This window comes from Mesorhizobium sp. M0715 (assembly GCF_040320355.1).
In the GTDB taxonomy this organism is placed as follows: Bacteria; Pseudomonadota; Alphaproteobacteria; order Rhizobiales; family Rhizobiaceae; genus Mesorhizobium.
The window spans coordinates 202,570-227,028 of the sequence record NZ_JAMYPL010000009.1; the positions used below are offsets into that span (position 1 = coordinate 202,570).

Sequence of the window (24,459 nt, forward strand, 5' to 3'; positions counted from 1 at the left end):
ACGCTGCTTCGCAAGCACGGCGCCGATTGGCCGAAGCTCAAAGACGAGGCGGAAGCTCTGAAGAAGGAAGACTAATCGTCACCTTCCCAGCGGTTGGCGAGAAAGCTGTTCTAGCTCATCCTCGTCCGTGATCCCCGCCTGGTAGTAGGCCAGAATACGTGATGCCCGGCGTTCCCTCTCGGTTGCGGTTTCGTTTTTGATTTTGCTGCGTGCGAATACGCGACTGAGTAGGGCAAGTTCTGATGGCGTGAAGGCGTCTCTATGCATCGCATCTCAACTCCGCGCGCCGCCCGTCTCGAGAGGGGCCGAGGCGGGCTGAAGCTGTGGTTGCAACCTCTGATGCCGGCCAGCAAGAGATCGCAGAACAGGTCGTCCGGCGCGCGCTAACGCTGGACGAGAAAGAATGTTCCACGTGTTTTCTTAGATGGAAAGCCCGCCCCGGACAAAGCCGAGACGGGCCGAAGCTGCTTCGGCAGCCTCAAGGCCCAGACAATGAGGGAGGATTGTAGGCCTGCAGCCAAACCTCGTGCCGCAGTGAATGTTCCGCGGCTGTAACTATTGGCGGGATCATCTGCTGCGATTGCAGGGCGCGGCAACTTCTTGTCGGCCGGGGTCGAGACGTTCCGACGCGCCGTCAAGCGGCCGACATCTCGATCAGCCGCGTGGTTTCATGTTTGTTGAGAAGGCTGATCTGCAAATCCAGTCCGCTCGGCGCTCTCCAGCTCTCTATGGGCATGCGACGCGGCAATGGCAGCCTGTCCAAAAGCGACGGCTATCTGGTTCAACGCTTTGACAACGTCACCGATGGCGTACATGCCGTGGATGGAACTCTGCTGATGCTCGTCGACTGTGACATAGCCGTCTTTACAACATCTTGCGCCAACGGCCTCGGCGAGTTGAGAACGAACCTTGCATCCCAGTGCCAGATAAATGGCATCGAAGCGGTCTGACGTCCCATCTTTCAAAATCGCCTCGCAGCCGTCTGCTGCCGGGCAGAGCGTGTCGAGAGCGTCACCGACGACTATGCCTCTTGCCCTCGCCGCACGACGAGTGCTGGGCGAAAAGTCGGATGCGTCGCTCCCAAGCATCGTTATGAGCGGTGTAAACCGACTGAGGAAAATGGCTTCTTTCAAGGCTCTCACGTCGTGCCCGACGACCGCAATCTTCTGGTCGATCGCCTCATACCCATCGCATACCGGGCAGAGTCGAACGACACCTGCGGCAATTGCCTCGCGTAGACGCGGAATGACGGGTGTCGTGTCGGTGATCCCTGTCGCCAAAAACACCTTGCGTGTCCGGATTGCGCCAATCGAGGTCTCAGTGACGAACCCCCCATGGGCAGGGGCGAGGGAATAGACCTGCCCTCCAACCAGAGTGGCTCCATACAAGGTGGCGTGACGTCGAAGGCGATCCAGAATATCGGCTCCACTTATCCCTTCGGGAAAGCCAGGACAGTTATGGCTCGTTGGGATCAAGGCGGCACGAGGATCGCCGGCATCGATCACCAGCACGCGATGGCGAAAACGGGCCAGATATTGAGCGGCGGTGAGTCCTGCCGGCCCGCCTCCGACGATCAGGACATCTTCGGTCTCGGCGGCCGGTCGACTGACGTGGCTATCGTGCATGGTTCGGCGCATCACCGGCGAACGATTTGGTTCGTGCGATGTTCCAAGGGCGGTTTTCGAGACATCTGGCTCGACGGCGACAGCGTAGACACCAGGCTTCAACCCGACCGCAAGACGCCAGGCTCCTCTGTTTCCTTGAACTCTTCCGTATCCTTGGGCGCAGCGACCAGATCCTGGAATCCGACAGTGGCGACGAGATAGCCTGCCTCATCGTAAACCTTCGTCACCCAACTGGTCGGGTCCACGCCGTCGACAATTCCGTCGAGCATGGCCTCTTTGGCAGCGCGCTTCGCCTCCCTGACAGCCTCATCTCGATCAGCCATATCGGCGAAGATTGCAGGCTGCGACATGCCTTCGATAAACTCGAAGCGAAATTTCGGCATCGGTTGCTCCAGTCGGTGTGCCAGCGGATCGGCCATTTCTGGCAGGTTTGACGGTCAACGCGGCGGTGTCGAAAAGGATGCAGCGGGTGGTGTTCGCATGACCATCCAACGTCAGGCAGCGTTGCTGCGTCCCATCTCCCAATCGTCCCGCCAACGTGCGCGCACGGCAATCATCAGCGTGGCCGCTTCCGTCATTCCTGTTTGGAACAGCCTGATCAACTCTCTTGCGACGGCATAGGCCGCCGCCGTGTCAGGCAAAATGGCAAATTCCTGGCACAGCGCGTCAAATGCCGCGCGAAGGATATTCAGGTCACTGGGGTAGAGAGCTTCTGTGTTCATGCGGATGGGTCGGTTAAGCATCAGGCTCCTCCAAACGGGCGAGAGTGCGATAGTCGCTCCAAGCAGCGAAACCCGTTACACAGCCGCGGACCACGGCTTTATGCGGCACAGCCCACCAGCTGTCATTAAACTATGATGCACTCGGCCGTTGTTCATGCGTGAAGATCGCCCACCGCCCATTCATCGCTTAACCTTCGCAAGGGTGTAGACGGCGAAGCCCTATAATCCAGCGACTATAACTCTTCGCGGCGCGATTGATGGGGCACAACGTGCAGCAGAATTTACCAAGCGCAACCGCAGGTGCCGAAGCGGCTGAATCCAAATCGCCTCGTCGCCGATATGAGCGTTTGCTGAACCGAACGCTTGGCGAGACTATCCAAATCAAGACCGTTCTCGATGCCGGATGGCATGTGGGAGGGCCGACGCAGGACACCTGGAAAGCGCGCGCTGCTCAACTGTACCTTTTGTTGATTCATGGCGGGGGGATATAATGCCCCGCGGAACCAGGGGCACTGCCGCGAGTTCTTTGGAATGGCAAATCATCCGGTCACGAGCGCCCTTACCTCAATCGGCACATTGACTTCCCGTCCCGCAGCGTTCCTGGTGTTGCTGGCCTATGCAATCCTTTGGATGATTTTCGAGCGACAGAGCTTGGATTGGCATGGAGCCGCTACATTGTTTACTTGGGCGATGACGCTGTTCATCCAGCGCGCGGAGCACCGCGACACTCAAGCGATCCACGCCAAGCTTGACGAGATTCTGCGGTCAGATCACGCGGCTTCAAACATCACGCGGATCGACGATGAAGAGCCCGAGGAGATCGAAAAACATCGCCATCGCCGGCAGCGGGGCGATTGACGTGCAGCCTTTCGGTTCCGTTGCGTCAGGCGCCCGCAAGAAGACCTCCGGTATTGAGCTTTGGCGAAAGGTGCTCATCTATCTGGCCATTGCCACCATCGCCAGCCTGCTCACGGTGTTGATCATAAATCTCACTCCAGAGTCGCGCGTTCTACGATCAATCGTTCCCCATCGGTTCGACGCTACGGATCCCCAATTTTCCAAGACGATGAGCAGCTATTCGCAAGGGCAGATGTTCGGTTCCAATGCGGTCCAAACTCTCATCAACGGGGACGAAATATTTCCGTCAATGCTGCAAGCAATCGGGGCGGCTCGATCCAGCGTCGACATCGAGACATATATTTATTGGTCGGGAGCCATCGGCTACGAGTTCGCAATCGCATTGGCGGCCAAGGCCAGCGAAGGCGTCGAAGTCCGCGTGAACGTCGACGGGGTTGGCAGCCTTCCCTTCGACGAGGACTTGATCCACATCATGACCACGGCCGGTGTGAGGTTCGAACGCTATCGGCCGCTACGCTGGTATACGTTGGACCGTGTAAACAACCGAACTCATCGCAAGCTGCTGATCGTCGATGGCCGGGTCGCTTTCACTGGCGGGGTCGGCATTGCCGATAATTGGCGCGGGAACGCACGCAACTCAAATGAATGGCGCGACACGCACTACCGGATCGAAGGACCCGCCGTGGCCGCATTCCAGGCGGCGTTCGCCGAAAACTGGCTGGAGACGACCGGTGAGACATTGCAGGGCGCGAAGTTCTACCCTGCAGTTGCGCCCGCTGGTGGGCTCGATGCCCAACTAATACTTTCTTCGCAGCCAAACGGCTCGGAGAACATGGAGTTGATGATGTTGGCGGCAATAGCCGCGGCCAAGGATCATCTGCGCATCGGCATGGCCTACTTCGTGCCGGACGACATAGCCCTGCAGCAGATTCTTGATGCAAGGAGGCGAGGCGTCTCGGTCGATATCATCGTTCCCAATTGGCTGACGGATGTGCCTATAGTGCGAAAGGGTTCACGTTACTTCTGGGGCGAATTGCTCAAGGCCGGTGTGCGCATCTTTGAGTTTCAACCCACAATGTACCATCCGAAGCTTTTGATCGTCGACGATGTCTGGGTGAGCTTTGGTTCGGCTAATTTGGATGAGCGTTCCTTGCGCCTCAACGATGAGGCCACTCTGAATGTCTACGGCATGGAATTCGCGCGGACGCAAATAGACGTTTTCAACGAGGACCTGAAACGATCAAGGCAGGTCAGTGTGGAAGAATGGCAAGCTCGTCCGCTAAGCGAAAAGGTCACCGACTACTTTGCGAGCAGGTTTCGCTCCCAGCTTTAATAATAGCGAGGGTGCGGAGATGCAAAGCCCCCGCAATTGCTCGCCATTGGTATTGATAGACGCTCTCGGTCGAAGTTAAACGCCGTGCCGTGGTTCTGCACGGATGTGGAGGGCCTAAAATACTTCAATCACCTTACGGCTTCTCTTTTTTGAGAGCCTGGATGGATTTGCGATGAATTTGCGGTTGCGCCGGCGACGTCTCCACCAGATGCTGTGCAAGCCTTGCTTGTCTCAGCCGCGCCGTCTTCTCGGCTCGTTCCGCTCGTTCCGCTCGTTCAGCGTCCAGCATCTCTTGGCTGATACGCTTGGCGCGGTCGTATCTTTCCTTGTCGTGATTGCGAGTCACGGACACCTCCTAGCCAGCAACAGAAATCCTGCGAACCTTTTTGGTGACACGTGGCTTGCGTTCGATGGGACCGCGCGTGACGGCTTGTGCGAGGCGCGCTTCCTTCAATCGCGCCGTCTTGGCGGCGCGCTCAGCACGTTCCTTGTCGACAATGAGTGCTGCAGCCGATGTGGTCTTCTCGTTGCGACCGTCATCATTGGTCCGCGGCATCTCAGCGCCTCGCCTTAATTCTTGTCGCCCGCAGTGCCATTTTGTACCTGGGTCGTGCTCTAACCTGATCTATCATCCTCTTGGCGGAGCTTTTGCCTGCATGAGCCGGCTTCTTGCGCAGGTGGTTGTCGTTGTCCGCTTGTGGGATGGCCATCTCGGTTCTCCTATGCGGGCCCAACTTCGAAATGGCGGAAGTGTTCCCAGCCAACTCGCAAGTTGCTGGGCTATTTTCGGATGCAGCGGCGGATCCCAAGGCATGCGATCCGGGCCTGGCGTCGTTTGCCAACTCGCGTCCAGCGATTGATAACGACCCACCTTGCAGGTGCGCGAATGAGCAGCGGGACTGCTCGAGGCAGGTTCATAGCTGATTTGACGCTTGGAACACGTTGTCGGTCTTTAGGTTGTCCAAACGGTGTGACGCCGCAGGTGTCGACGATGAACTTTCCTTGCGACGCGATGGTTCACACTTTACTGCAGCAAGGATCCCACGGAAACGCATAAGCTCGGCATTGCAGGGAATTGGGCGCTTGGGTCGTTGAACCACTACCGGGTGTGTCTGTAGTCAACCTTACAGGCAGCTGCAGTTCCAGCCGAGGAGCACGGTTCCAAGCGCATACGGGACCAGAAGCAAACCTATCGACACCCAGAAAGCCGGCTCTGCCAAGGCGGCCATGTCCTTGCGAAACTGCTCCATAGGGCTACCCCGGCAACTTCGACAAACGAATAGAGCTAATCTGGTAAGGCCTACGGCCCGCTTTTGGCATCTTCGACCTCCAGCGCATCCATGAGGGCTGCCACATCGGTGGGTTCGCCATCGGCGTCACCATGCACCCTAGTTCGGGCGTTCTTTAGCGCTTGTTCGATCGCATCTTCAATGTTACCGAGCTCGTCCTCACGCACCTCGCGACCATAACCGGCCGCTTCGGCATCCTGCTCGAATTGCTGGACAAGCACGGCGAAGCTCACTTCCTCTTTGCCAGCAAGAGTGCCGACATTCTCCTGCAGCCAGGTTTCAAAAAACACTTTGGTCGCGTTCATCGGATAACTCCTCCGCCGGATTAAGCGCGGCGGCGATCCGAAGTTCCGCAATGTCGTCACTTTCCCAATCAGCAAGGGGATATGCTCATGGTGGGCTTGGCTGATCATCTTACGAACAGACGCTCGTGCGCTGACATTCATGGAAGACAGCCTGAACTTTCAGGGGTTCACATGGACCGGGCGTTTCATTTGATCTTTTGCGCATCCGGCGCGAACAGGGCCTGCCCCGCCAGCTTCGCGTGCAATGCGCGGGCCAGGTCAAGATGTTCCAGCACCGTCGGCAGCTTTTCGGAGGCGAAGCGCTGAAGCGCTGCATCCTCGCCCGAGCCTATCTCCCAAGCCAGGAGTTGCGCCGTCTTTTGGTGATCGACGATCTGCGCTCCCAGGTAAGCCAGCTCAAACGCGGTGCCGTCGAGTTTTTCGAGATCGGAACGGATTTTTTTGTGATCTGGGTCGAGCCCTTCGGGAAGTGGAATTTTGCTTTTATCTGCCACGGATTTCAGCTGCTCATTGGCCTTGTCGTGATCATCGACCATCCGATTTGCAAATTCCCGAACCCCATCGTGACTTGTCTTTCCAGCCGCGAGCCGACCTAGCTCTATCTCGGACCTGCCGCCTACCATAATCAGCTGGGCGAAAAGCCGATCCTGATAATTCGTCTGATGCGGTGCTGGAACTCCAGGCTTCTCCATACTCGTATCGGGAGCAAGGCCGGCTGGATTGCCGATTTGCGCCAGCGCACAGCAGGGCGACAATGCCAGGGCTACTGTCATTACGGCAGCACGCATGATGTCCTCCATTCAGTACCGAATTAACCCTTCGGCCGCGGTTTCCCCGGTGTTCTAGAGCGTGAGCAGATAGGCCACCAATGCATCCTTTTCCGATTGGTCGAGCTTCGTTCCGAGCACCAGGTTGAAGAACTCTACGGTATCGCCCAGCGTCATTAGGCGGCCGTCATGAAGATAGGGCGGAGAATCCTTGATCCCGCGCAACGTGAAGGTCTTGATCGGTCCATCCGGTATGGCAACCTGATCGTTGAACGTCTGGCCAACTTTGTAGAATCGCTCAAGCTTCAGATCGTGCATGTTGTTGTCCATGAAGGACAGACTTGGAACATGACATTCGCCGCAGCGGCCCTTTCCCATGAACACCTGCTCGCCCTTGATCTCCAGCGCATTGGCGGCAGCCGGGTTAAGTCGTCCGAACGGATCGAGCTTCGGTGCCGGCGGAAAATCGACGATGTTCTGCATCTGCGCCATCATCGCAACCTGGTTGGGCCGATCCGGCAGATTCACGCCCTTGCGGGTGGCGCTCACGTGATCGCCGTTGAAATAGGCAGTGCGCTGTTCGAACTGCGTAAAGTCCTCCACGGAACGCAGCGAGCGTTTGGACCCGTGGATCTGCTGGTTGAACAAGCCGCGCAGACTGGTCGTGTCGAGCCGGAAGCGCTCGGCTTGCGGCCGCACGTCCGGGGTAAGGTGAAACGCCGCGTTGGTGTGGAAATTGGAATGGCAATCGAGGCACGCCACACCCGTGCTTTGCATCGCTACCTTCCTGTCCTCGGTCTGATTGAATTCCTCCTGCGGAAATGGCGTCAACAGCAGACGAAGCCCTTCCATCTGCACGGGCGTGATGATGCCGTTCATGTATTCGTAGAAGTTGCGTATCGTCAGCAGATCACCTCGCGACACATCGCCAAGCTCCGGGTGCGTGGTGAGAAATATTGGAGGTGGAAATTCCGGCGTAAGATAATCCGGCAGGTCGAAATCGACATCGAAGCGACGCAGATCCCGTCCTTCATCAGCGCCGATCTCTCTAATCTGACTTTCAGGAAAGACCTGACCTCCAGTGGCCTGCTTGATGTGCGGCAACGGCAGGAAACCTTGCGGCAACAGACCACGATCACGAATTTCCTGAGGAGTTTTCGTTGCCAGGCTGCTCCAGGTTTCGCCTGCCGGCAGTTTCACTCGCGAGCCTTCTTGCACAGCTTTGCGCCCGCCCGACATCATGACGCCCCGCATCGGCCGGTCAGCCAGATCGTAACGTCTCTCAAGCAGGCCGCGTTGCCGTTGTGTCACTGCCGGTTTTTGCGCTTCGTCAGTCTCCTTGACCGCGGAAAAAGGCAAGCTTGGCAATGGACGATACGTCAAATCCGGCGGCAGCGGGTCCGAAGCAACATTGAGCGCGAATGTCGCAGCCCCAAGCAGGACTGGCAAACCAAGATTGAAGATACGCGACATATCTCCTCCCCACAGCGTTGAATTTGACCCCAACCAGTGCGCGCCAGCTTTGTTCCCGAGCTTGGGAAAAAGCCGATCAGCCGCCGACTGGACAACGCAACGCATGATCGTCCCACGCTCGGCTTCTCGATGATCACCGGTGTCGCTGTTTTGGAAGTGCGTCGATCTGCTTGCCTGAACGCGGACCACGATTGTGCTGCTCGAACTATTGCCCGCGATCCGTTCTCGCCATTTTCTGGCTGGTGACTGCACGCCCGCCGATCGACTGGTGCCCTGTAACCCTGCGAAGCTATTCTATCCCGACAGTTCGGATTGAATAACCTCATCGGTTGGCGACCCATCAGACGTGACTGCGCTTTTGACCCGGTCCATCCCGAACTGAGCGACCTGAACCATCATGGCCTTGGCCTTTGCGATGAGTTCGTCGTCGGGAAGACTATGCCCGGCCTGCAGGGTGACTGTAATAAACTCGCCGCCCTCCCCGCGGAATTCCACGACCGGTGCCTGGTCTCGGCTGACGACAATTTCCATCATCTGCATAAGAACCTCCTCCTCGCTTCGACTGTAGCGGCCAGCCGAAGCTAAACGCACGGCCGTCTAATCCTTGACATAAGCCCCAGGTTGGCGACCGCCTCTGGGCGCCTTGGCGTCTTTCGAACGCTCGGCGATCGCAGGACCTGCTCCAGAGGTTTTCTCTGCGGCCGGTGAAGGTGTCGCCTGTTTTGGCGGGGTCCTACCGCCCGATTTTTCGGGGCGGGGTGATATGCCAACTGAGGCTTTGTCTGAAGAAGTCATGGCTCGTTTCCCTGGCTGCGAAATTCCATTACCAACCTGCGAAACGCCGTGACGTTCCATTGCAATTCGTTCGTGAAAACAAGATCTCCGCTGGTGAACCTGGGGCCTCGCTGAGCCAACGGGCTGTTTTCGCGAGACAAACGGCAAATGCCAGCCAGCTCGGGCAAGACAGAGCTTAGCCTGACACATGGCAGCGTGGCAGCAGAATACGAGCCAACACGAAACTCGTAGAGATACCCATCGCCGAACGCGGTGACGGCAGCAGCTTCGGTCATTCTGCAGAATGCGTTTCCAGCGCCGCGGCAATGCCCATCGCCCGAGGTCCAGGAGCCTGAATCCAGCGCCGACCAGCAAAAGGCTCGCGATACAGGCCGAGGCCGCAGTTCAACCGATGAGGAACAATATCTCCCTTTGAAAGTTCTGGCCGACCCATGAAGGAGATATGAAATGTCAGAATCGCGCGAATGGCTTGTCCAATGGCTCAGGGATGCTCACGCCATGGAAGAGCAGGCCGAGACCATGTTGAATGGGCAGTTGAACCGAATTGAGAACTATCCTGAGCTCAGCGAACGGATTCGCCAGCACGTCCAGGAGACCAGGCAGCAGGCTGCTCGGCTGGAAACCTGTCTCGACCGCATCGGACAAGGATCTTCCACACTGAAGGATGCCGGCGGCAAGCTGACGGCGATGGCGCAGTCGCTCAGCGGGGTCTTCGCCGGTGACGAAGTGATGAAAGGATCGCTTGCAAGCTACACGTTCGAGCACATGGAAATCGCCTCCTACACAATCCTTATCGCCGCTGCCAAATCTCTGGGTGAAGCAGAGGTCGCCCAGGTCTGCGAAGAGAACCTGCGTGAGGAAGTCGCAATGGCGGACTGGTTGAAAAGCCATATTCCAGCGACAACCGAGCAGTTCCTGGCGCGGGCCGACTCGGAGAGTGAGAACGCCAAGCGTTGATCAGCCGGTAGCGTCATTGCTAAACAAGCTCGCGCCTTGCGCTGAAGCTCGGCGCAAGGCGCATCGAGGTTGAGCCGTTACCGCTGTGAAAGGCACTTCAAAGTAGGCAGCGCGTGAGTAAGTTTTCCGATTAGCTCTCCGTGCCGCGATAGTATCCTTGACGCCAATTGAACTTGAAATTCCGGACGGAATTCTCTGCCATGTGCCGCTCCTTGAGAGCCCGCCGAACTGCCCATCATACGGATGTTGCTATCGCCCACTTTTTGGCGACAGTTCCCCATCCCCAACCATCTCCGCCAGCCGGCTGAGGAAGTCCACCAAAGCAGCTTGCGGCTCGTCGATTTCGCCGACGACGACCGAAATGCCCCAACGCCCAAGAACGGCCTCCTCCACAGGGTTTCGGCTGGTCATGAGGATGAACGAGGGCGGGCGATCTTTCTCATAGCCGGACCGATGCCACGTCTGCCAGAGACGGTGCAACAGCAACCGAATATTTGGGTCGGAAAGGCTATAGCCAATGAAGAGGATCGTGCTGCCGAGTGCATCCGAGCGAAAACGCACGTCCAGCGGAGAATTGAAGGAGAGGCGATCGAGGTAGTCCGTTTCGGTGAGGACGAGGGACGAATCCTCGTCGAAATCACCATGGAACTTGACGATGTGGGTAACGCCTTGGCGGGCCTGCGCTACATCGCGTGCATTGGCCACTTTCACGTAGTCCCGGCCGTATATCTCATAAGCCAGTTCTAGGTTCCGGTCATAATTAGTTGTGTAGATGACAGGGAAGTCGAGCCTCACGATGAGACGATGCAACTCGGATTTCTCGATCCGGTCCTTGGGGACGGACCAGTTTCTGTCCATCCAACTGCGAAGTGGCCCGATGCTGCCATGCTTGATCCGATAGTACTCGGCCAGGGTTTGAAAACGATCGCGTCGCGTGGAAAATTCGTCGTCGACGCCGAGCTCCTTTGCCATTCGCTCTATCAGCTTCTCCCAGGAGGGTAGTCCAACACTGATCGACACCCCTGCCCCAACAAACAGAATTGCGCTGCGATGGCGAATTGCGTTGGCGAGCGAATCTACAGGGTCATCGTTCATCAAGTCTTTTGAGGCCACCCGCGCAGGTCGACCTTCCTCCCTCACATCTGGTCGTTGTTAGGCTGCTTGGTGATCCCCACCTGCCTGGCCAGCTCGGAAAACGGTGGCACACTCGCTTCGAACTGCTTGGTGTTAGCCAGCCGCAAAAGACGCAAAGGGAAACACACTGCGTCGCGGTTAGCAGGCGACATATCCTCGAAGAGGCGCTCATCAACCGTGAACGAGGCTTCGGCGTTTTTCAACGCCGTGTCGATATCATCGACCGAGAGAAGGCCTCTGCGGACCAAGGCGTTATTGACGGCCGCGACCGCCATGAGCAAACCTTCCAATTGCAGGTTGGCGACGTTCATGGGCCATGTCCTTCATATCGTTGGAAGCCCGTCGATAGATAATCCTGCTCCGGAGGCCTTGTGCCGTGCCGGTGATGGGGTTGTCGCTTGCCAGAGCGTTTTGGCTGCGCGGCGGCGCCGGGATTGGCATCTGGTGGCGCCATGGCTTGGATCTCCGCTGGGCTGCTGGACAACTCTCCACATGCCTCGAGGTTCCGGATCGCCATGGCACTACCGTCGGGTGCACGAGGTGATCGAGGTTTGGTCTTCAGACTACGATTCAACAAGCGCGTTACATGGTTCCTCCGCGAGCGCGAGCCGCCTTCGGCAGAAGATGCCAGCCGCGTGCCGCTCTAGCCAAAAGCAACCGTCTGCAAGGCGTTCGGCAACTTTAGAGCTCCGACTGTGCCTCCCAGATGGGCCATATAGAGCCATATAGAAACGACCAAGCTGATGCCTGCTAAGGTCTCGGGATCTCGTTTTATCGGCGACATCAGGCTGCCGCGCTCGGCAGGTCAGCAGATCCGATGGAGGGAACAACCCGGCACGGTGATGGTTCGGTGGCATCAAAGGTGATAGAGAACGATGGGTAAAAAGCCCAAACAGCACACAGAAGCCACGGCGGATCGTGAAAAAGCGATCGAAGCGCTCTACTTTGCGCGCAAGTGCGGCCTCACCAAGGAAGAGGCACTCAAGATGTTCAGGGAAGCCCAAATCAGGATCGATGATGGACCCAAAAGGCACTCCGGCAAGCGAACTTAGAAGCGTTCGTCGAGCGCTCGTCTCAGCCAGCGGCGGCGCATGATCTTCTTCACCTCCGACACGCATTTCAACGATCCCCGCATTTTGCGGCTCGACCCCCGCCCCTTCAGTTCATTGGCGGCGCATGACCAGGCACTGACTGAACTTTGGAACGAGACTGTTGCTCCAAACGACGAGGTTTGGCACCTCGGCGACTTTGCCAGGGGATCGGCCGAGACAGTGTCTTCGCTGCTGTCCTGCCTCCACGGCACCAAGCACCTCATCATCGGCAACAACGACGGCGTGGTAACGCTCCGCGCTTCGGCTTGGGCTAGCGTGCAACACTACAAGGAGCTGACTGTCGAGGGCCGTTTCTTGGTTCTTTGCCACTACCCGTTCCGCACCTGGAACCAGATCGGCAAGAAATCGATAAACCTGCACGGCCATTCTCATGGCCGGCTGAAGCCGATGACGCGCCAGCACGACGTCGGCGTAGACGCCTGGGATTTTCGCCCAGTCACTTTTGCTGCCATACAGGCCAGGCGGCGCCGCCGAGGTTAGCGCAGCAGATGGTCGAACGATCGACGTCTTTACGTGGTGATGCTAGCCGCAAACAGGAATCCAGAAATCCTGCCCCTGGGGTATTGCAGCCTTGCCTGGAACGCACCGCGAGTAAACCGGACCGAGGAGCGCCCCACCCGTCTGCACAGCCGTCACAACCTTTGGGACAGGCGCCGACCCCCGTCGTCACCCCGGCGGCGCGCCACTGGCGCCCAATCGTTCATCCACCTCGCTTGAAACGAGCTTCAATCGCCGTCCTTGGCGATCTCAGTGCCACATTCTCTCTCTAAGCCACTTAAGAAACCTGTTCCCTCCAATCGACCGGCGGACTCTAGCGGCAGCCCACTGCCCTCTGAACGTGGTTCCGACATGGCAACTGCAGACGATGTCATGCAACTCACCGTCAGACAGTTCGAAGAAGCGCTTTGCTTCCCCATAGGTGTCATCCTTCAGGCCTAACGCACGCAGTAGCGGGTCCTCGAAGGCCACTGTAATTGGCGAGCCCTCACCGCGTGCTGCGTCGCGGGCTTCCCGCTTCAGATACTCAGTGCCGGTAAGGGCTCTCAGGCGTCGCTCGGGATGTTGTGCCAGCAACTCTGCCCAGCGCTCAATACGCTGTTGCCGGGTCATGATCGGGTATGTCGAGAGGGGTTCTACTTCTGCAATTGTCTGCAATTGACTTAGAGTTTGGTGTTCCATCGTCGGCTCCTTTTGATCGAAGTCCCTTCCCCACAAAAACTATCGCGCGCCTACGCACTGACAAGAGCCGGTAAGGCGGCCACTTGCCCGACATGGATTGCGAAATGACAAAAACAGCGCATTGCTCCGCCGGCGCGCGAAACGATATCTCATCCCAAATCAGACCGAAGCCGTTCAGAACGAACAGCTCGCCACCCGCCCACAACAACAATTTAAATTAGTAACGCCTTATGGAACTTTGGGGTTGGCGTTTCATTTCATCGGCATGGAGGCCACTGTAATCCAGTGAATTGGATCTTGAGACAGGCACAAGGCCGACAAGGCGCCCCTTCCACGTAGCTTGAGCCAACCAAAAGAAGACCTGCTTTGCGGTTCGGCGCGTCCGCCATTTCTGACAAAATCGATGTCCGCTTCCAGGCCGGCAAACACACAACCCAAACGACAGGAATGAGGGCGCTTTGCGGACATTCGCATAAGCCCAAAACTGGACCTACATCGAGCCGGCCTATCAACCTGCTGCTGGGCATATTCAACAGCCTTTCGGAGCGCGTGCAGGGCAAGATCGGCGTCCCGTGCCGAAGGGCTTAAAGAAAGACAAGGCCGAGAGAATCAAGCCAGGCTTGGTCGGCCGGGTCAAGTTTTTCTGAAGGGCGAAGAAAAACTGCGCCATGCAAAGCTGCTGGACTACCGTGAAGAATAACTAACATTGGCGAGGGTACTGCCAACGTTGAGGAACAGAACCGTGTGCCTGACGTTGTGCCGGATCGACGTCTAGGAGAAACGGCATGGTGGCGCCACGCGCGGTCTGGAAGGGCTTTCTGAGGGTCGGTTCCGTGTCATGCGGGGTAAAGATAGTGGGTGCCACAAGCGAGGCAACCAAGATCGACTTCAAGATTTTGAACCGCAAGGACGGTTTACCCGTTAAAAGCGCCTATGTCGATGAAGAGACTGGCGACGTTGTCAAAGCCGAGGATCAGATCAAAGGGTATGAGGCGGACAAGGATGATTTCATCCACGTCGAGCCGGACGAGTTAAAGAAACTGAAGCTGACGTCACAGCATACACTTGACGTCGATTCCTTCGTTCCGGTTGCCGAGATCGACACACGTTATCTCGAGAAACCATACTACTTGATCCCGGCAGACGGCGCCTCCCTGGAGGCCTTTGCCGTCCTGCGCGATGCGATGGCCAAGAAACGCGTTGCGGCACGCTCCTGCGTCGTACTCTATCAGCGCGGGCGCGAAGTGTTGATACAGCCCCTTGGAAAAGGGATGTTGCTGACCGAGCTACGGACCCACAATGAGATGACATCGGAAGACACCGTCTTCGACGATGTGAAGAGCGCAAAATATGATTCGGATTTGCTCGAAATCGCGGGGCTTCTCATCGACAAGAAGGTGACAAAGTTCGATCCTTCGAAATTCGAGGACACCTACGAGGACGCGTTGATTGCCATGATTGACGCCAAGCGCAAGGGCAAAAAACCCCCGAAACCGGTACCGAAACCCAAGGAGAACGTGGTCGACTTGGCCTCAGTTCTTCGAAAGAGCCTCGCCAAGGAAGGGATCGGCCAAGATCGGCCAAAGGCCAATAGCCGCAAATCAGCTTAGGTGCTGGAACCGGCACTCGTTCGTTGCTCATCCATATCGCTTGCCGAGAAGCGGAGCCTTGAGCGCGTCTAGCTGATCCTGAAGGCGGCCTTTCTCCACGATCATTTCCTCAGGGCCTTCGCAAACGGCACCGTGCACTGCTCCGTTGCCTCGCTCTAGACAGATTCACCACTAGCATTTTCGGGAAGAGCCGCGCTCGTGTCCGCACCGTCTGACTGGCGCGTAACATGCTGTGTAACAATCGATTCTTAGATTTCTTGATTTGCTTGGATCGGAGGCAAGAATCGAATCCCACTTTCTCCGCCAGACGTCGAATTGTCCAGCCCGGAGACATGGGTAGCAGTTTGTACCTAAGACACGATGACAACCTCGTGCTCGGTTGCAAAGTCCTCTGTTCCAAGTCGATATATCCGAACTGCGAGTCATCGCCTCGATCACGAGCGCCCGGTTGCGTCAGGCTGACTTTGAAGTTCGGATGGATGACGGTCATTTCCTCTCGGGAGCGCTCCGCCGAACATCTCCATGGTCCTTTCAATGAGGCGATAGATAGTCAGGCTGCGCCGGCTGCAGTCGCGGTCAATGGCTGGAGGAAGTGATCGTTGAGTGACACCGGCCGCCCTGCATTCAGGCATGGGCGGCCGTCTTGTGGAGCGGGATGACGCGGCTCGATAAGCAGTCAGCGTGTTGGCGCTGAATCGCTCAAGCTTTCGTCACCTCCGCCCAGATCAGCCCGCGGCGCTCGGCACCGGCGTGTTGAGCAGCTGCTGTTCCCAGAGGTACGCGATGCCGCTGCCGCCGAAGTGCTGAATGAGAATCTCGGTCAGCTCCTCGACATGCTCGGTGCGCGCCCAATCGCGTTGCCATTCGCCAGCGAGCGCCATCACGGTCATCACGTTCGCGCCGGCCGCGATCATTCGCTGGATGGCAACTTCGTGAGACTCCTTCGAAATCCCGCCCGACGCGTCGGTGATCACGGTCACGTCCCAGCCTTCGCCGGCGGCCTGGATCACAGGCATTGCGACGCAGACCTCGGTCCACAGGCCGGCGATGATCAGCTGCTTGCGGCCGGTCGCCTTGACGACGTTCACCACGTTCTCGTCCTGCCAGGTGTTCACCCAGGTGCGATCGAGGACTTCCTGGTCCGGAAATACGTCGGTGATCTGCTTGAAGAGAAGTCCTCCGCGCGCCGCAATCACGCTGGTGAGAATGGTCGGAACATCGAAGGCTTTTGCTAGCTTCGCCAGCGCGGTCGTGTTGTTGACCACCATGTGCGGGTCGTGGCTGTTCAGATTGGCCAGCTGATAGGGCTGGTGGTCGATCAGGACGAGGACCGAGTCTTCGGGACGAAGAAGCGAATCAAGGCCGTTACGAGGGGTCATCAAGACTTCCTTTCTCTGCCGCTCTGGAAGGCAATGGGTTCATGGGAGACACACGCCAGTGGGCGGGCGTTGCCTGGGACGTAATTTGCCGTTCCTTTTGGTGATGCGGTAGTGCCATAATCGGACAAGCTGTGTCGCGAAATGAGGAACGCTGGAGTGGACATCGAAGATCTGCAAACATTCGTCGCAGTGGCCGATGCCGGGGGCGTATCGGCCGCCGCGCGCCGGCTAGGCGTCTCCAAGTCAATCGTCAGTCGGCGGCTCTTTCGGGTTGAAGCAGAACTTGGCGTCCAGCTGCTTGCACGAACGACCCGCGGCGCCTCGCTTACAGAAGCGGGCATCACGTTCAGAGACCATGCGGCCCGAGCCAGCGCCGAGATTGATACGGCCAGGGAAGCGATCCTCCCCACCGGTGAGTTGCGCGGCCGCCTGAGGGTTGCCATGCCGCTTACTTTCGGCGCGACCCATTTTGCTCCCGTGCTCGCGGAAATGGCGCGTCTGCACCCGAAGCTTCACATCCATACTTCTTATAGCGATCGCTTCGTCGATCTCATCGCAGAGGGTTTCGATTGCGCGATCCGGGGCGCCTACCTTCAGGACTCCAACCTGATCGCGAAGCGCGTCGGGCCTGTCCATGGAAAGCTTGTCGCGAGCCCGGATTACATCAAAGCGCACGCGTCACCCGAGACTCCGGACGAACTCGTCACCCATCAGGCCCTCATGCAGGGAACGGAAGCCTGGCAGTTCATGGATGGCGACAAGATTGTTACGGTCCAGCCGCAGGGCAGGTTCAAGGCCGACAGCGCCACGGCGCTTGCCGCGACGGCGGCGGCAGGTCTCGGCATCGCCTGGCTCCCCGATTGCATTACACATGAATATGTAGCCTCCGGCGCGCTGGTCCCGATCATGACACGCTATCCGGTACCTCCGGGAGCTGCGTATGTCGTACGCCCGCCGGGGCAGCATCCTACGCGGAAAGTGCGCGTGCTCACCGAGATGCTGATTGAGTATTTCAAACGCAACCCGGATCTTTGGGGTCTTGACGGCTAGGACACGAACGGTTCGAAGCCGTGTCAAAGAACCGCGTTCGACGGTCCCATTGCTCCGAGCCGTTGCGTTCGGCGACATTGCTTGCACGTTCCGTGCGTCAGCGCCCTTACAGAGCCTTTAGCCTTTGGAAAGGGAGATGTGTTTCTTCTCGAGGGAGCAGGCGGCGCGCCGGCAGCAGAGGCGAATCGATGGATATCTTCGGCATCAAGGCACTGTTGATCTGCGCGCTGATCTTCATTCCGTTCGAACATCTGTTTGCCGAGCGGCCGCAGAAGATCTTCCGCAAGGGCTTCGCTGTCGATCTGATCTATCTGCTGTTCAACGGCTTCATCATAAAGCTGGCCATCGTCATGATGGCGGCAGGCGCGCTCGGTGCCGCTGCGCTCCTGGTCCCGCCGGCGATAACGAAGGCCGTCAGCGGCCAGCCCGTCTGGCTGCAGGTTGCCGAAATCATCGTGATCACCGATATCGGCGTCTACTGGACACATCGGGCCTTCCACAAAATCCCCGCGCTTTGGAAGTTCCATGCCGTTCACCACGGCATTGAGGAACTCGACTGGCTCGGGGCCTTCCACAATCACCCCGTCGACGCCATCGTCACAAAGGCAATATCGCTGACGCCGATCTTTTTCCTCGGCTTCTCGGAAGCCTCGATCGCCGTCTTTTCGACCATCTACCTTGGACACACGCTGCTTGTGCATTCAAACGTGCGGATTCCGTTCGGCCCCTTGAAGTGGCTGATCGCCAGCCCGCAGTTCCATCGCTGGCACCATGCCAACCAGCGCGAAGCCTATGACAAGAACTTCGCCGGGCAGTTGCCTTTCCTCGACATGCTGTTCGGGACCTACAATCCCACCGGCGACAAGGTGCCGGACAAGTACGGCGTCGACGATCCGATCCCTTCCACCTATTTCGGTCAGATCGGCTATCCGCTCCTGCGCCGCAGGAAGCTGAACCGAGCAGTGCCGAACACCGAAGCCTGACAGCTGGCCCGACGGTGCGGTATCCACCCCGATCCGCTTTCGGGCCGTAGAACGCCGAACCACGGGAAGGCTTTTCGCGTCGAATCGGCTAAACCCTGAGGCATGAACGAGACGTCTCTCTATGCGCCGGTGAAGCGGTTCCTCGAAAGCCTCGACTTCGTCGTCAAAGGCGAGATCGGCGGCTGCGATGTTGTTGCATTGCGCGAGGGGGAGCCGCCGGTTGTCGTCATCTGCGAGTTGAAGCTGCAGTTCAATCTCGAACTGGTGCTGCAAGGTGTCGATCGCGCGGCGGCCTGCGACGAGGTGTGGCTGGCCGCGCGCATGTCGGCCCGCGGCAAGGGCCGCGAAAGCGACGCCAGATTTCGCAATCTCTGCCGCCGTCTTGGCTTCGGCCTGCTCGGTGTGACCGCGACGGACCGGGTCGAGGTGCTTCTCAGCCCGATCGCGCTGGCGCCGCGCAAGAATGCCCGCCGGCGCTCTCGTCTGGTTGACGAGCACCAGCGCCGTCGCGGCGATCCCGTTGCCGGAGGAGGATCGCGCAATCCGATCATGACGGCCTATCGTCAAAGCGCCCTCGCCTGCGCTGCCGCCATGGTGGACGGACCCAGGCGACCGCGTGATCTCAAGGCGGTGACGCCGATCGCGCCCAAGATACTGCAGCACAATGTCTATGGCTGGTTCGCGCGCGTCGACCGCGGCCTCTACGATCTTACGGATGCAGGCCGTGCCTCTTTGGTCCGTTGGCCGCAGGCATCGCACGCCCGACACGCAATTTTGAACGCACCGGCCATATGATTGAAGATTCCGGCGGCGCTCGCGGCGGTCCGCTCGGTTGATTTCTCCGACAAAATGTGTTGCTTGTCCCGCCCATGAAGAAGCTCTGCATGACCGCCTTGGCGTCAGTGACACTGAGTTTTCCAGCCAGCGCAATGGACAATGCATTGCGCGCCGGTCTGATGAAACTCGATCCCCAAACCCGTCTTGAACAGCGTTGCGACGCCGAAGTGCTCGACCGCATCACCCATGACGATCGCAAGTTCAAAGCCGATCGCGTCGTCGCCTACGCCTTCGCCACGCCCGAGATGGGTGCCGATGCAATCAAGAGCCCGGGTGCTGCGTTTCGCAGCAAGGGGCAGTGGTACCGGCTGAAATTCAAGTGCCAGACCGCGCCGGACCATATGGAAGTTTTGCAGCTCCGCTACCGGATCGGGGACGAAATTCCAGAAGCCGACTGGGCAAGGTACAATCTCTACGATTGATTTGTGATCTGCCATGGTTTGCCTGGCTGTCGCGAGTGCCGCGAAGCCGTGATCCGGCTTGACGCAATGCTGCTTCGGTGATGCAGCCACGCGTGATCCCTTGACGCCAGGGGACCACCAAGTTAGGGCCTCTGGATAATCGACGAACACTCGGCAAAATCAGCAAGGGCTTCCTGTCGATGGACATTTTTTTCAGCGCTGCCAGTCTGACCGCCCTGCTGCAGGTCATCGCCATCGACCTCGTGCTGGCCGGCGACAATGCGATCGTCATCGGCCTCGCCGCGGCCGGCTTGCCCGCCGAACAACGCAAGAAGGCGATTCTTCTCGGCGTGGTGGCGGCAACGGTGCTGCGCATCGGGTTTGCCGCAATTACCGTCAAGCTGCTGGCGATCGTCGGCCTGCTGCTCGCCGGCGGCATCCTGCTGCTGTGGGTCTGCTGGAAGATGTACCGCGAGTTGCGTACGTCGCATGCCGATGAATTGGAAGCGACCGAGGCACTGTCGAATTCGGACCTCAACAGCGACCAGGCGGTCGCCGGCAAGACGAAGCGCAAGACCCTTGGCCAGGCTGCCTTGCAGATTGTCGTCGCCGACGTGTCGATGTCGCTCGACAACGTGCTGGCGGTGGCTGGAGCGGCGCGCGATCATTTTCCGGTGCTGGTCATCGGCCTTGTGTTGTCGATCGCCCTGATGGGGCTGGCCGCGACTTTCATTGCCAAGCTGCTGCATCGCCACCGCTGGATTGCCTATGTCGGCCTGCTGATCATTTTCTATGTGGCTGTGGACATGGTCTATCGTGGCGCGGTGGAGGTCTGGCCGCATGTAAACGGTGCGGTCGGCTGAGGCTGGCGGACATCGGCATCTTCACTCAGTGGAAGCAAGACCGCCGTGCGTTTTGCCGCATCGCGGGCCTGCCCATACCAATGCCGCAATAAGTGTGGTACTGCGCCGGCAATCCTGAAAAGCCCGGAAAACCTTTATGTCCGCTCCCCGCGTGAGTTTTGTCAGTCTTGGATGCCCGAAGGCCCTCGTGGATTCGGAGCGCATCATCACGCGCCTGCGCGCCGAAGGTTACGAAATCGCGCGCAAGCATGACGGCGCCGACCTCGTCGTCGTCAACACCTGCGGCTTTCTCGATTCCGCCCGCGACGAGTCGCTCAACGCCATCGGCTCCGCGCTTTCGGAAAATGGCCGAGTGATCGTCACCGGTTGCCTGGGCGCCGAGCCGGACGTCATTCGTGAAAAGCACCCTAACGTGCTGGCGATCACCGGGCCGCAGGCCTATGAGAGCGTGATGGCTGCGGTCCATGAGGCCGCACCGCCTTCGCACGACCCCTATATCGATCTCCTGCCACCGCAGGGCGTCAAGCTGACGCCGCGCCACTACGCCTATCTCAAGATTTCCGAAGGCTGCAACAACCGCTGCACCTTCTGCATCATTCCCGCACTGCGTGGCGACCTCGTCTCGCGGCCGGCGGCCGATGTGCTGCGCGAGGCTGAGAAACTGGCCAAGGCTGGCGTCAAGGAACTTCTGGTCATCTCGCAGGACACCAGCGCCTACGGCATCGACATCAAGTACCAGACGTCGATGTTCGGCGACCGTGAAGTGCGCGCGAAATTCCTCGACCTTTCGGAGGAACTGGGCAAGCTCGGCATCTGGGTGCGCATGCACTATGTCTACCCCTACCCGCATGTCGCCGACGTCATCCCACTGATGGCCGAGGGCAAGATCCTGCCTTACCTGGATATTCCGTTCCAGCATGCCTCGCCGCAGGTGTTGAAGAACATGCGCCGGCCCGCACACGGCGAAAAGACGCTCGAGCGCATTCGCGGCTGGCGCGAGGTATGCCCTGATCTGGCCATCCGCTCCACCTTCATCGTCGGCTTCCCCGGCGAGACGGACGACGATTTCGAGATGCTGCTCGACTGGCTCGATGAAGCCAAGATCGACCGCGCCGGCTGCTTCAAATATGAGCCGGTCCGCGGCGCCCGCTCCAACGATCTCGGCCTTGAACAGGTCCCGCAGGAAATCAAGGAGGCGCGCTGGCATCGCTTCATGCAGCGCCAACAGAAGATTTCGGCGACGCAGCTGGCCAGGAAGGTCGGCAAGCGCCTACCGGTGCTGATCGACGAGGCGCACGGCACATCGGCAAAGGGCCGCACCAAATACGATGCGCCCGAGATCGACGGCTCGGTGCACATCCAGTCGCGCCGCCCGCTGCGCCAAGGCGACATCGTCACCGTCAAGATCGACCGTGCCGATGCCTATGACCTCTATGGTTCGGCGGTCTGACGGTCCGTATTTACTACATCTGGCGATAATTCAGCCGTCTTAACCCGCGCAGCCGCGATCCGCTCTATGGTTTGTGGACCGTAGATGCGGGAAATGCGGATGAACACCAGACCTGCGGAACAAAATTACATCGCGACGCTGGACCTGCTCAGGCTGGCGGCAGCACTTGCCGTCGTGTTCTTCCACTATTTCTTTCGCGGCGCTGCCGCCGAAGGCTACCTTGCGCAAGGCTATCCGCTTGCCGCACCATTCGCCCTCTACGGCTATCTCGGCGTCAACCTGTTCTTCCTGATCAGCGGTTTCGTCATTGCCTGGTCGGCGGAAAACCGGAACTGGGATCAGTTTGCGATCGCGCGGTTCGTTCGCCTCTATCCGGGTTTTCTGTTCTGCATGACGATCACCTTCGCGATTGTCTTCCTTGTCGGGTCGCCGCTGCTTTCGGCCTCTTTCGTTCAGTATGCCGCCAATCTGTCGATGTTCGCGCCGGCCTTCGGCCAGCCCTTCATGGACGGCGTCTACTGGTCGATCGTGCTTGAACTGGTGTTCTACGGATGGATCACGCTGGCCCTGTTCACCGGGCTCTTCCAGAAACGCAAGCTGGAGCTGATCTTCATCTGGCTGGCGATCTCGGCCTTGAACGAGTTCTTCATCGGCAGCGGCGGAGCCAGGCTGCTGTTCCTCACCGAGTTCGGCCCGTTCTTCGCCGCCGGCGTGCTGGTCCACCAAATCCATTCGCATGGCCGTTCTGTGCCGGCCCTGCTGCTGCTTGCCGCCGCGTTCCTGATCTCCTGCGGAACGCTATCGGTGACGCAGCACTGGATGCTTGGCCACTACGGCATTGCCGTTGCCTCGGCCAATCTCGTCGTCGCCAACGTCGTCATGCACGCGGCCTTGATCGGCGCGGTGCTGCTGCGCGACCGTGTCAGGGCATCGGGGCTCACTCTGGCGCTGGGCGGGCTGACCTATCCGCTCTATTTGCTGCACCAGGACATCGGCTATCTCGCCATCAATGCGGCAACGCCCCTTGTCGGCAAATGGATTGCCGCTCTTGGTTGCGTCGTGCTCATGCTTTTCATTTCGTGGGCGATCTGGCGCACCTGCGAACAACCGGTACAGCGGTTGCTCAGGTTTTGGCTCGGCCGCGCGGTCGATGCCGGACGAACGCGGTTTCGTCGCCCCTCTGCCGGCGCACAGCCCGCCGAATGAAGAAGGGCGCCTCGCGGCGCCCCTCCGTCTCATGTCTCGCGCTGCTTATTTCGGCAGCTTGTCGTCGACGCCTTTCACATAAAAATTCATGCCGAGCAGCGTGCCGTCGTCGGCGACTTCACCATCCTTCAGCCACGGCGTGCCGTCCTGCTTGGCAACCGGTCCGGTGAAGGGATTCCAGCCGCCGGCGATCTTCTTTTCGGTGGCTTCGGCCATCGCCTTCACGTCGTCGGGCATGTTGGTGTAGGCCGACATCTTGACGGCGCCGTCCTTGATGCCGAGCCAGACATTGTCCGGCTTCCAGGTGCCGTCGAGCGCGGCCTGGACGCGGCTGATGTAATAGGGACCCCATTCGTCGGTGAGCGAGGTCAACTGCGCGTTCGGCGCGAACTTGATCATGTCTGAGGACTGGCCGAAGCCTTTCAGCTTGCGCTCCTCGGCCACCTGCAGGGCAGCGGTGGAATCGGTGTGCTGGACGATGATGTCGGCGCCTTGGTCGAACAGCGCCTTGGCGGCGTCGGCTTCCTTGCCCGGATCGAACCAGGAATTCACCCAGACGATCTTGGCCTTGAAGTTCGGGTTGATCGACTGTGCGCCGAGCATGAAGGAGTTGATGCCCATCACCACTTCGGGGATCGGGAAGGAAACGATGTAGCCGGCAACGCCGGCCTTCGATTCCTTGGCGGCGATCTGGCCGAGCACATAGCGGCCTTCATAGAAACGCGCATTGTAGATGCCGAGATTGTCAGCGGTCTTGTAGCCGGTGGCGTGCTCGAACATCACCTTCGGGAATTTCTTGGCGACCTTCACTTCCGGGTCCATGAAGCCGAAGGAGGTGCCGAAGATGATCTTGCAGCCTTCGCGAGCCAGGCGCTCGAAAGCGCGGTCGGCGTCGGGGCCTTCCGAGACGTTTTCGAGATAGGCGGTCTCGACCTTGTCACCGAGCGCCTTCTCCACCTCGAGACGGCCCTGGTCGTGCTGGTAGGAGTAGCCGAAGTCGCCGATCGGGCCGGTGTAGACCCAGCAAGCCTTTAGCTTGTCCGCCGCCTCGGCCGTCGCTGCCAGCGACATGGCGGCGGTCGTGGTCATCAGGGCAATAAGCAGTTTTTTCATCGTGTTACCTCTCTGAGT

The 24,459-nt window shown here is 58.9% G+C and carries 27 protein-coding genes; 13 read left to right on the forward strand and 14 right to left on the reverse strand.

Translation table 11 applies throughout. From position 1 onward, the window contains the following. Window positions 1–668: 668 nt before the first annotated feature. The 3 genes from NKI21_RS14255 to NKI21_RS14265 all read right to left on the reverse strand — a co-directional run bounded on the left by NKI21_RS14255 (window position 669) and on the right by NKI21_RS14265 (window position 2,368). Window positions 669–1,727, reverse strand: a complete 1,059-nt coding sequence (locus tag NKI21_RS14255; protein ID WP_352866003.1) for an NAD(P)/FAD-dependent oxidoreductase — start codon at window positions 1,725–1,727, stop codon at window positions 669–671. Beyond that, window positions 1,724–2,008 (reverse strand): DUF6894 family protein, encoded by a 285-nt coding sequence (locus NKI21_RS14260; protein ID WP_023811910.1) that lies wholly within the window; start codon window positions 2,006–2,008, stop codon window positions 1,724–1,726. The genes NKI21_RS14255 and NKI21_RS14260 overlap by 4 nt, the downstream gene beginning before the upstream one ends. Before the next feature lie 111 nt (window positions 2,009–2,119). Continuing rightward, window positions 2,120–2,368, reverse strand: coding sequence for a hypothetical protein (locus NKI21_RS14265; RefSeq protein ID WP_127296096.1), 249 nt, complete (start codon window positions 2,366–2,368; stop codon window positions 2,120–2,122). Between the two features lie 510 nt (window positions 2,369–2,878). On the opposite strand from NKI21_RS14265, the gene NKI21_RS14270 reads away from it, so the two are divergent. After that, a complete protein-coding gene (locus NKI21_RS14270; RefSeq protein ID WP_352721459.1) occupies window positions 2,879–3,205 on the forward strand; it encodes a low affinity iron permease family protein in 327 nt (108 codons plus the stop codon). Next, window positions 3,150–4,538: a phospholipase D-like domain-containing protein gene (locus NKI21_RS14275; protein WP_352630707.1), complete on the forward strand. Its 1,389-nt coding sequence runs from the start codon at window positions 3,150–3,152 to the stop codon at window positions 4,536–4,538. The genes NKI21_RS14270 and NKI21_RS14275 overlap by 56 nt, the downstream gene beginning before the upstream one ends. Before the next feature lie 133 nt (window positions 4,539–4,671). Here NKI21_RS14275 and NKI21_RS14280 read toward each other — a convergent pair whose 3' ends face one another. The 6 genes from NKI21_RS14280 to NKI21_RS14305 all read right to left on the reverse strand — a co-directional run bounded on the left by NKI21_RS14280 (window position 4,672) and on the right by NKI21_RS14305 (window position 8,912). Next, window positions 4,672–4,884, reverse strand: coding sequence for a hypothetical protein (locus tag NKI21_RS14280; protein WP_352866007.1), 213 nt, complete (start codon window positions 4,882–4,884; stop codon window positions 4,672–4,674). Window positions 4,885–4,893: 9 nt separating this feature from the next. Next, window positions 4,894–5,094, reverse strand: a complete 201-nt coding sequence (locus NKI21_RS14285) for a hypothetical protein (RefSeq protein ID WP_352721465.1) — start codon at window positions 5,092–5,094, stop codon at window positions 4,894–4,896. Window positions 5,095–5,838: 744 nt separating this feature from the next. Further along, window positions 5,839–6,132: a hypothetical protein gene (locus tag NKI21_RS14290; RefSeq protein ID WP_023811905.1), complete on the reverse strand. Its 294-nt coding sequence runs from the start codon at window positions 6,130–6,132 to the stop codon at window positions 5,839–5,841. Between the two features lie 185 nt (window positions 6,133–6,317). Beyond that, a complete protein-coding gene (locus NKI21_RS14295; protein ID WP_352866012.1) occupies window positions 6,318–6,920 on the reverse strand; it encodes a DUF4142 domain-containing protein in 603 nt (200 codons plus the stop codon). 54 nt (window positions 6,921–6,974) lie between these two features. Beyond that, window positions 6,975–8,372, reverse strand: a complete 1,398-nt coding sequence (locus tag NKI21_RS14300; protein ID WP_352866015.1) for a cytochrome B6 — start codon at window positions 8,370–8,372, stop codon at window positions 6,975–6,977. 294 nt (window positions 8,373–8,666) lie between these two features. Further along, window positions 8,667–8,912, reverse strand: a complete 246-nt coding sequence (locus NKI21_RS14305) for a hypothetical protein (RefSeq protein WP_352866018.1) — start codon at window positions 8,910–8,912, stop codon at window positions 8,667–8,669. Between the two features lie 702 nt (window positions 8,913–9,614). Between NKI21_RS14305 and NKI21_RS14310 the strand changes: the two genes are divergently transcribed. Then, complete coding sequence (locus NKI21_RS14310) at window positions 9,615–10,124, forward strand: ferritin-like domain-containing protein (RefSeq protein WP_128305833.1); 510 nt, start codon at window positions 9,615–9,617, stop codon at window positions 10,122–10,124. 249 nt (window positions 10,125–10,373) lie between these two features. Here NKI21_RS14310 and NKI21_RS14315 read toward each other — a convergent pair whose 3' ends face one another. Continuing rightward, a complete protein-coding gene (locus tag NKI21_RS14315; protein ID WP_352442908.1) occupies window positions 10,374–11,219 on the reverse strand; it encodes an SIR2 family NAD-dependent protein deacylase in 846 nt (281 codons plus the stop codon). Window positions 11,220–11,260: 41 nt separating this feature from the next. Then, on the reverse strand, window positions 11,261–11,569 hold the full coding sequence (locus NKI21_RS14320) for a hypothetical protein (RefSeq protein WP_023811900.1): 309 nt from the start codon (window positions 11,567–11,569) through the stop codon (window positions 11,261–11,263). A 564-nt stretch (window positions 11,570–12,133) separates the two neighbouring features. Between NKI21_RS14320 and NKI21_RS14325 the strand changes: the two genes are divergently transcribed. Further along, the gene (locus tag NKI21_RS14325) at window positions 12,134–12,310 is read left to right on the forward strand and encodes a hypothetical protein (protein WP_352442909.1); all 177 of its coding nucleotides are present in this window, start codon (window positions 12,134–12,136) and stop codon (window positions 12,308–12,310) included. Between the two features lie 39 nt (window positions 12,311–12,349). Then, entirely contained in the window at window positions 12,350–12,850 is a 501-nt protein-coding gene (locus tag NKI21_RS14330) for a metallophosphoesterase family protein (RefSeq protein WP_352442910.1), read from the forward strand. A gap of 267 nt (window positions 12,851–13,117) precedes the next feature. On the opposite strand, the gene NKI21_RS14335 is transcribed toward NKI21_RS14330, so the two are convergent. Beyond that, the gene (locus NKI21_RS14335; RefSeq protein WP_023811898.1) at window positions 13,118–13,549 is read right to left on the reverse strand and encodes a hypothetical protein; all 432 of its coding nucleotides are present in this window, start codon (window positions 13,547–13,549) and stop codon (window positions 13,118–13,120) included. A gap of 785 nt (window positions 13,550–14,334) precedes the next feature. Here NKI21_RS14335 and ku point away from each other — a divergent pair. Beyond that, the gene (ku, locus tag NKI21_RS14340) at window positions 14,335–15,159 is read left to right on the forward strand and encodes a non-homologous end joining protein Ku (RefSeq protein ID WP_023811897.1); all 825 of its coding nucleotides are present in this window, start codon (window positions 14,335–14,337) and stop codon (window positions 15,157–15,159) included. 725 nt (window positions 15,160–15,884) lie between these two features. Here the strand turns inward: ku and NKI21_RS14345 are convergent. Continuing rightward, window positions 15,885–16,538 (reverse strand): hydrolase, encoded by a 654-nt coding sequence (locus NKI21_RS14345; protein ID WP_352443138.1) that lies wholly within the window; start codon window positions 16,536–16,538, stop codon window positions 15,885–15,887. 156 nt (window positions 16,539–16,694) lie between these two features. Between NKI21_RS14345 and NKI21_RS14350 the strand changes: the two genes are divergently transcribed. From NKI21_RS14350 to NKI21_RS14380, 7 genes are all read left to right on the forward strand, one after another. Next, complete coding sequence (locus NKI21_RS14350) at window positions 16,695–17,588, forward strand: LysR family transcriptional regulator (protein ID WP_352443139.1); 894 nt, start codon at window positions 16,695–16,697, stop codon at window positions 17,586–17,588. Window positions 17,589–17,776: 188 nt separating this feature from the next. Beyond that, the gene (locus NKI21_RS14355; protein ID WP_352443140.1) at window positions 17,777–18,571 is read left to right on the forward strand and encodes a sterol desaturase family protein; all 795 of its coding nucleotides are present in this window, start codon (window positions 17,777–17,779) and stop codon (window positions 18,569–18,571) included. 102 nt (window positions 18,572–18,673) lie between these two features. After that, complete coding sequence (locus NKI21_RS14360; RefSeq protein WP_352443141.1) at window positions 18,674–19,366, forward strand: DUF2161 domain-containing phosphodiesterase; 693 nt, start codon at window positions 18,674–18,676, stop codon at window positions 19,364–19,366. 56 nt (window positions 19,367–19,422) lie between these two features. Then, a complete protein-coding gene (locus NKI21_RS14365; protein ID WP_352443142.1) occupies window positions 19,423–19,830 on the forward strand; it encodes a DUF930 domain-containing protein in 408 nt (135 codons plus the stop codon). 179 nt (window positions 19,831–20,009) lie between these two features. Next, complete coding sequence (locus tag NKI21_RS14370; RefSeq protein WP_023811892.1) at window positions 20,010–20,672, forward strand: TerC family protein; 663 nt, start codon at window positions 20,010–20,012, stop codon at window positions 20,670–20,672. 136 nt (window positions 20,673–20,808) lie between these two features. Beyond that, window positions 20,809–22,122 carry a 30S ribosomal protein S12 methylthiotransferase RimO gene (gene rimO / locus NKI21_RS14375; RefSeq protein ID WP_013531645.1) on the forward strand — a complete coding sequence of 438 codons (1,314 nt, stop codon included), beginning with the start codon at window positions 20,809–20,811 and terminating at the stop codon, window positions 22,120–22,122. Between the two features lie 99 nt (window positions 22,123–22,221). Beyond that, a complete protein-coding gene (locus NKI21_RS14380) occupies window positions 22,222–23,328 on the forward strand; it encodes an acyltransferase family protein (protein WP_352443143.1) in 1,107 nt (368 codons plus the stop codon). 45 nt (window positions 23,329–23,373) lie between these two features. On the opposite strand, the gene NKI21_RS14385 is transcribed toward NKI21_RS14380, so the two are convergent. Continuing rightward, a complete protein-coding gene (locus NKI21_RS14385; protein ID WP_352759850.1) occupies window positions 23,374–24,441 on the reverse strand; it encodes a BMP family ABC transporter substrate-binding protein in 1,068 nt (355 codons plus the stop codon). Between the last annotated feature and the right edge of the window lie 18 nt (window positions 24,442–24,459).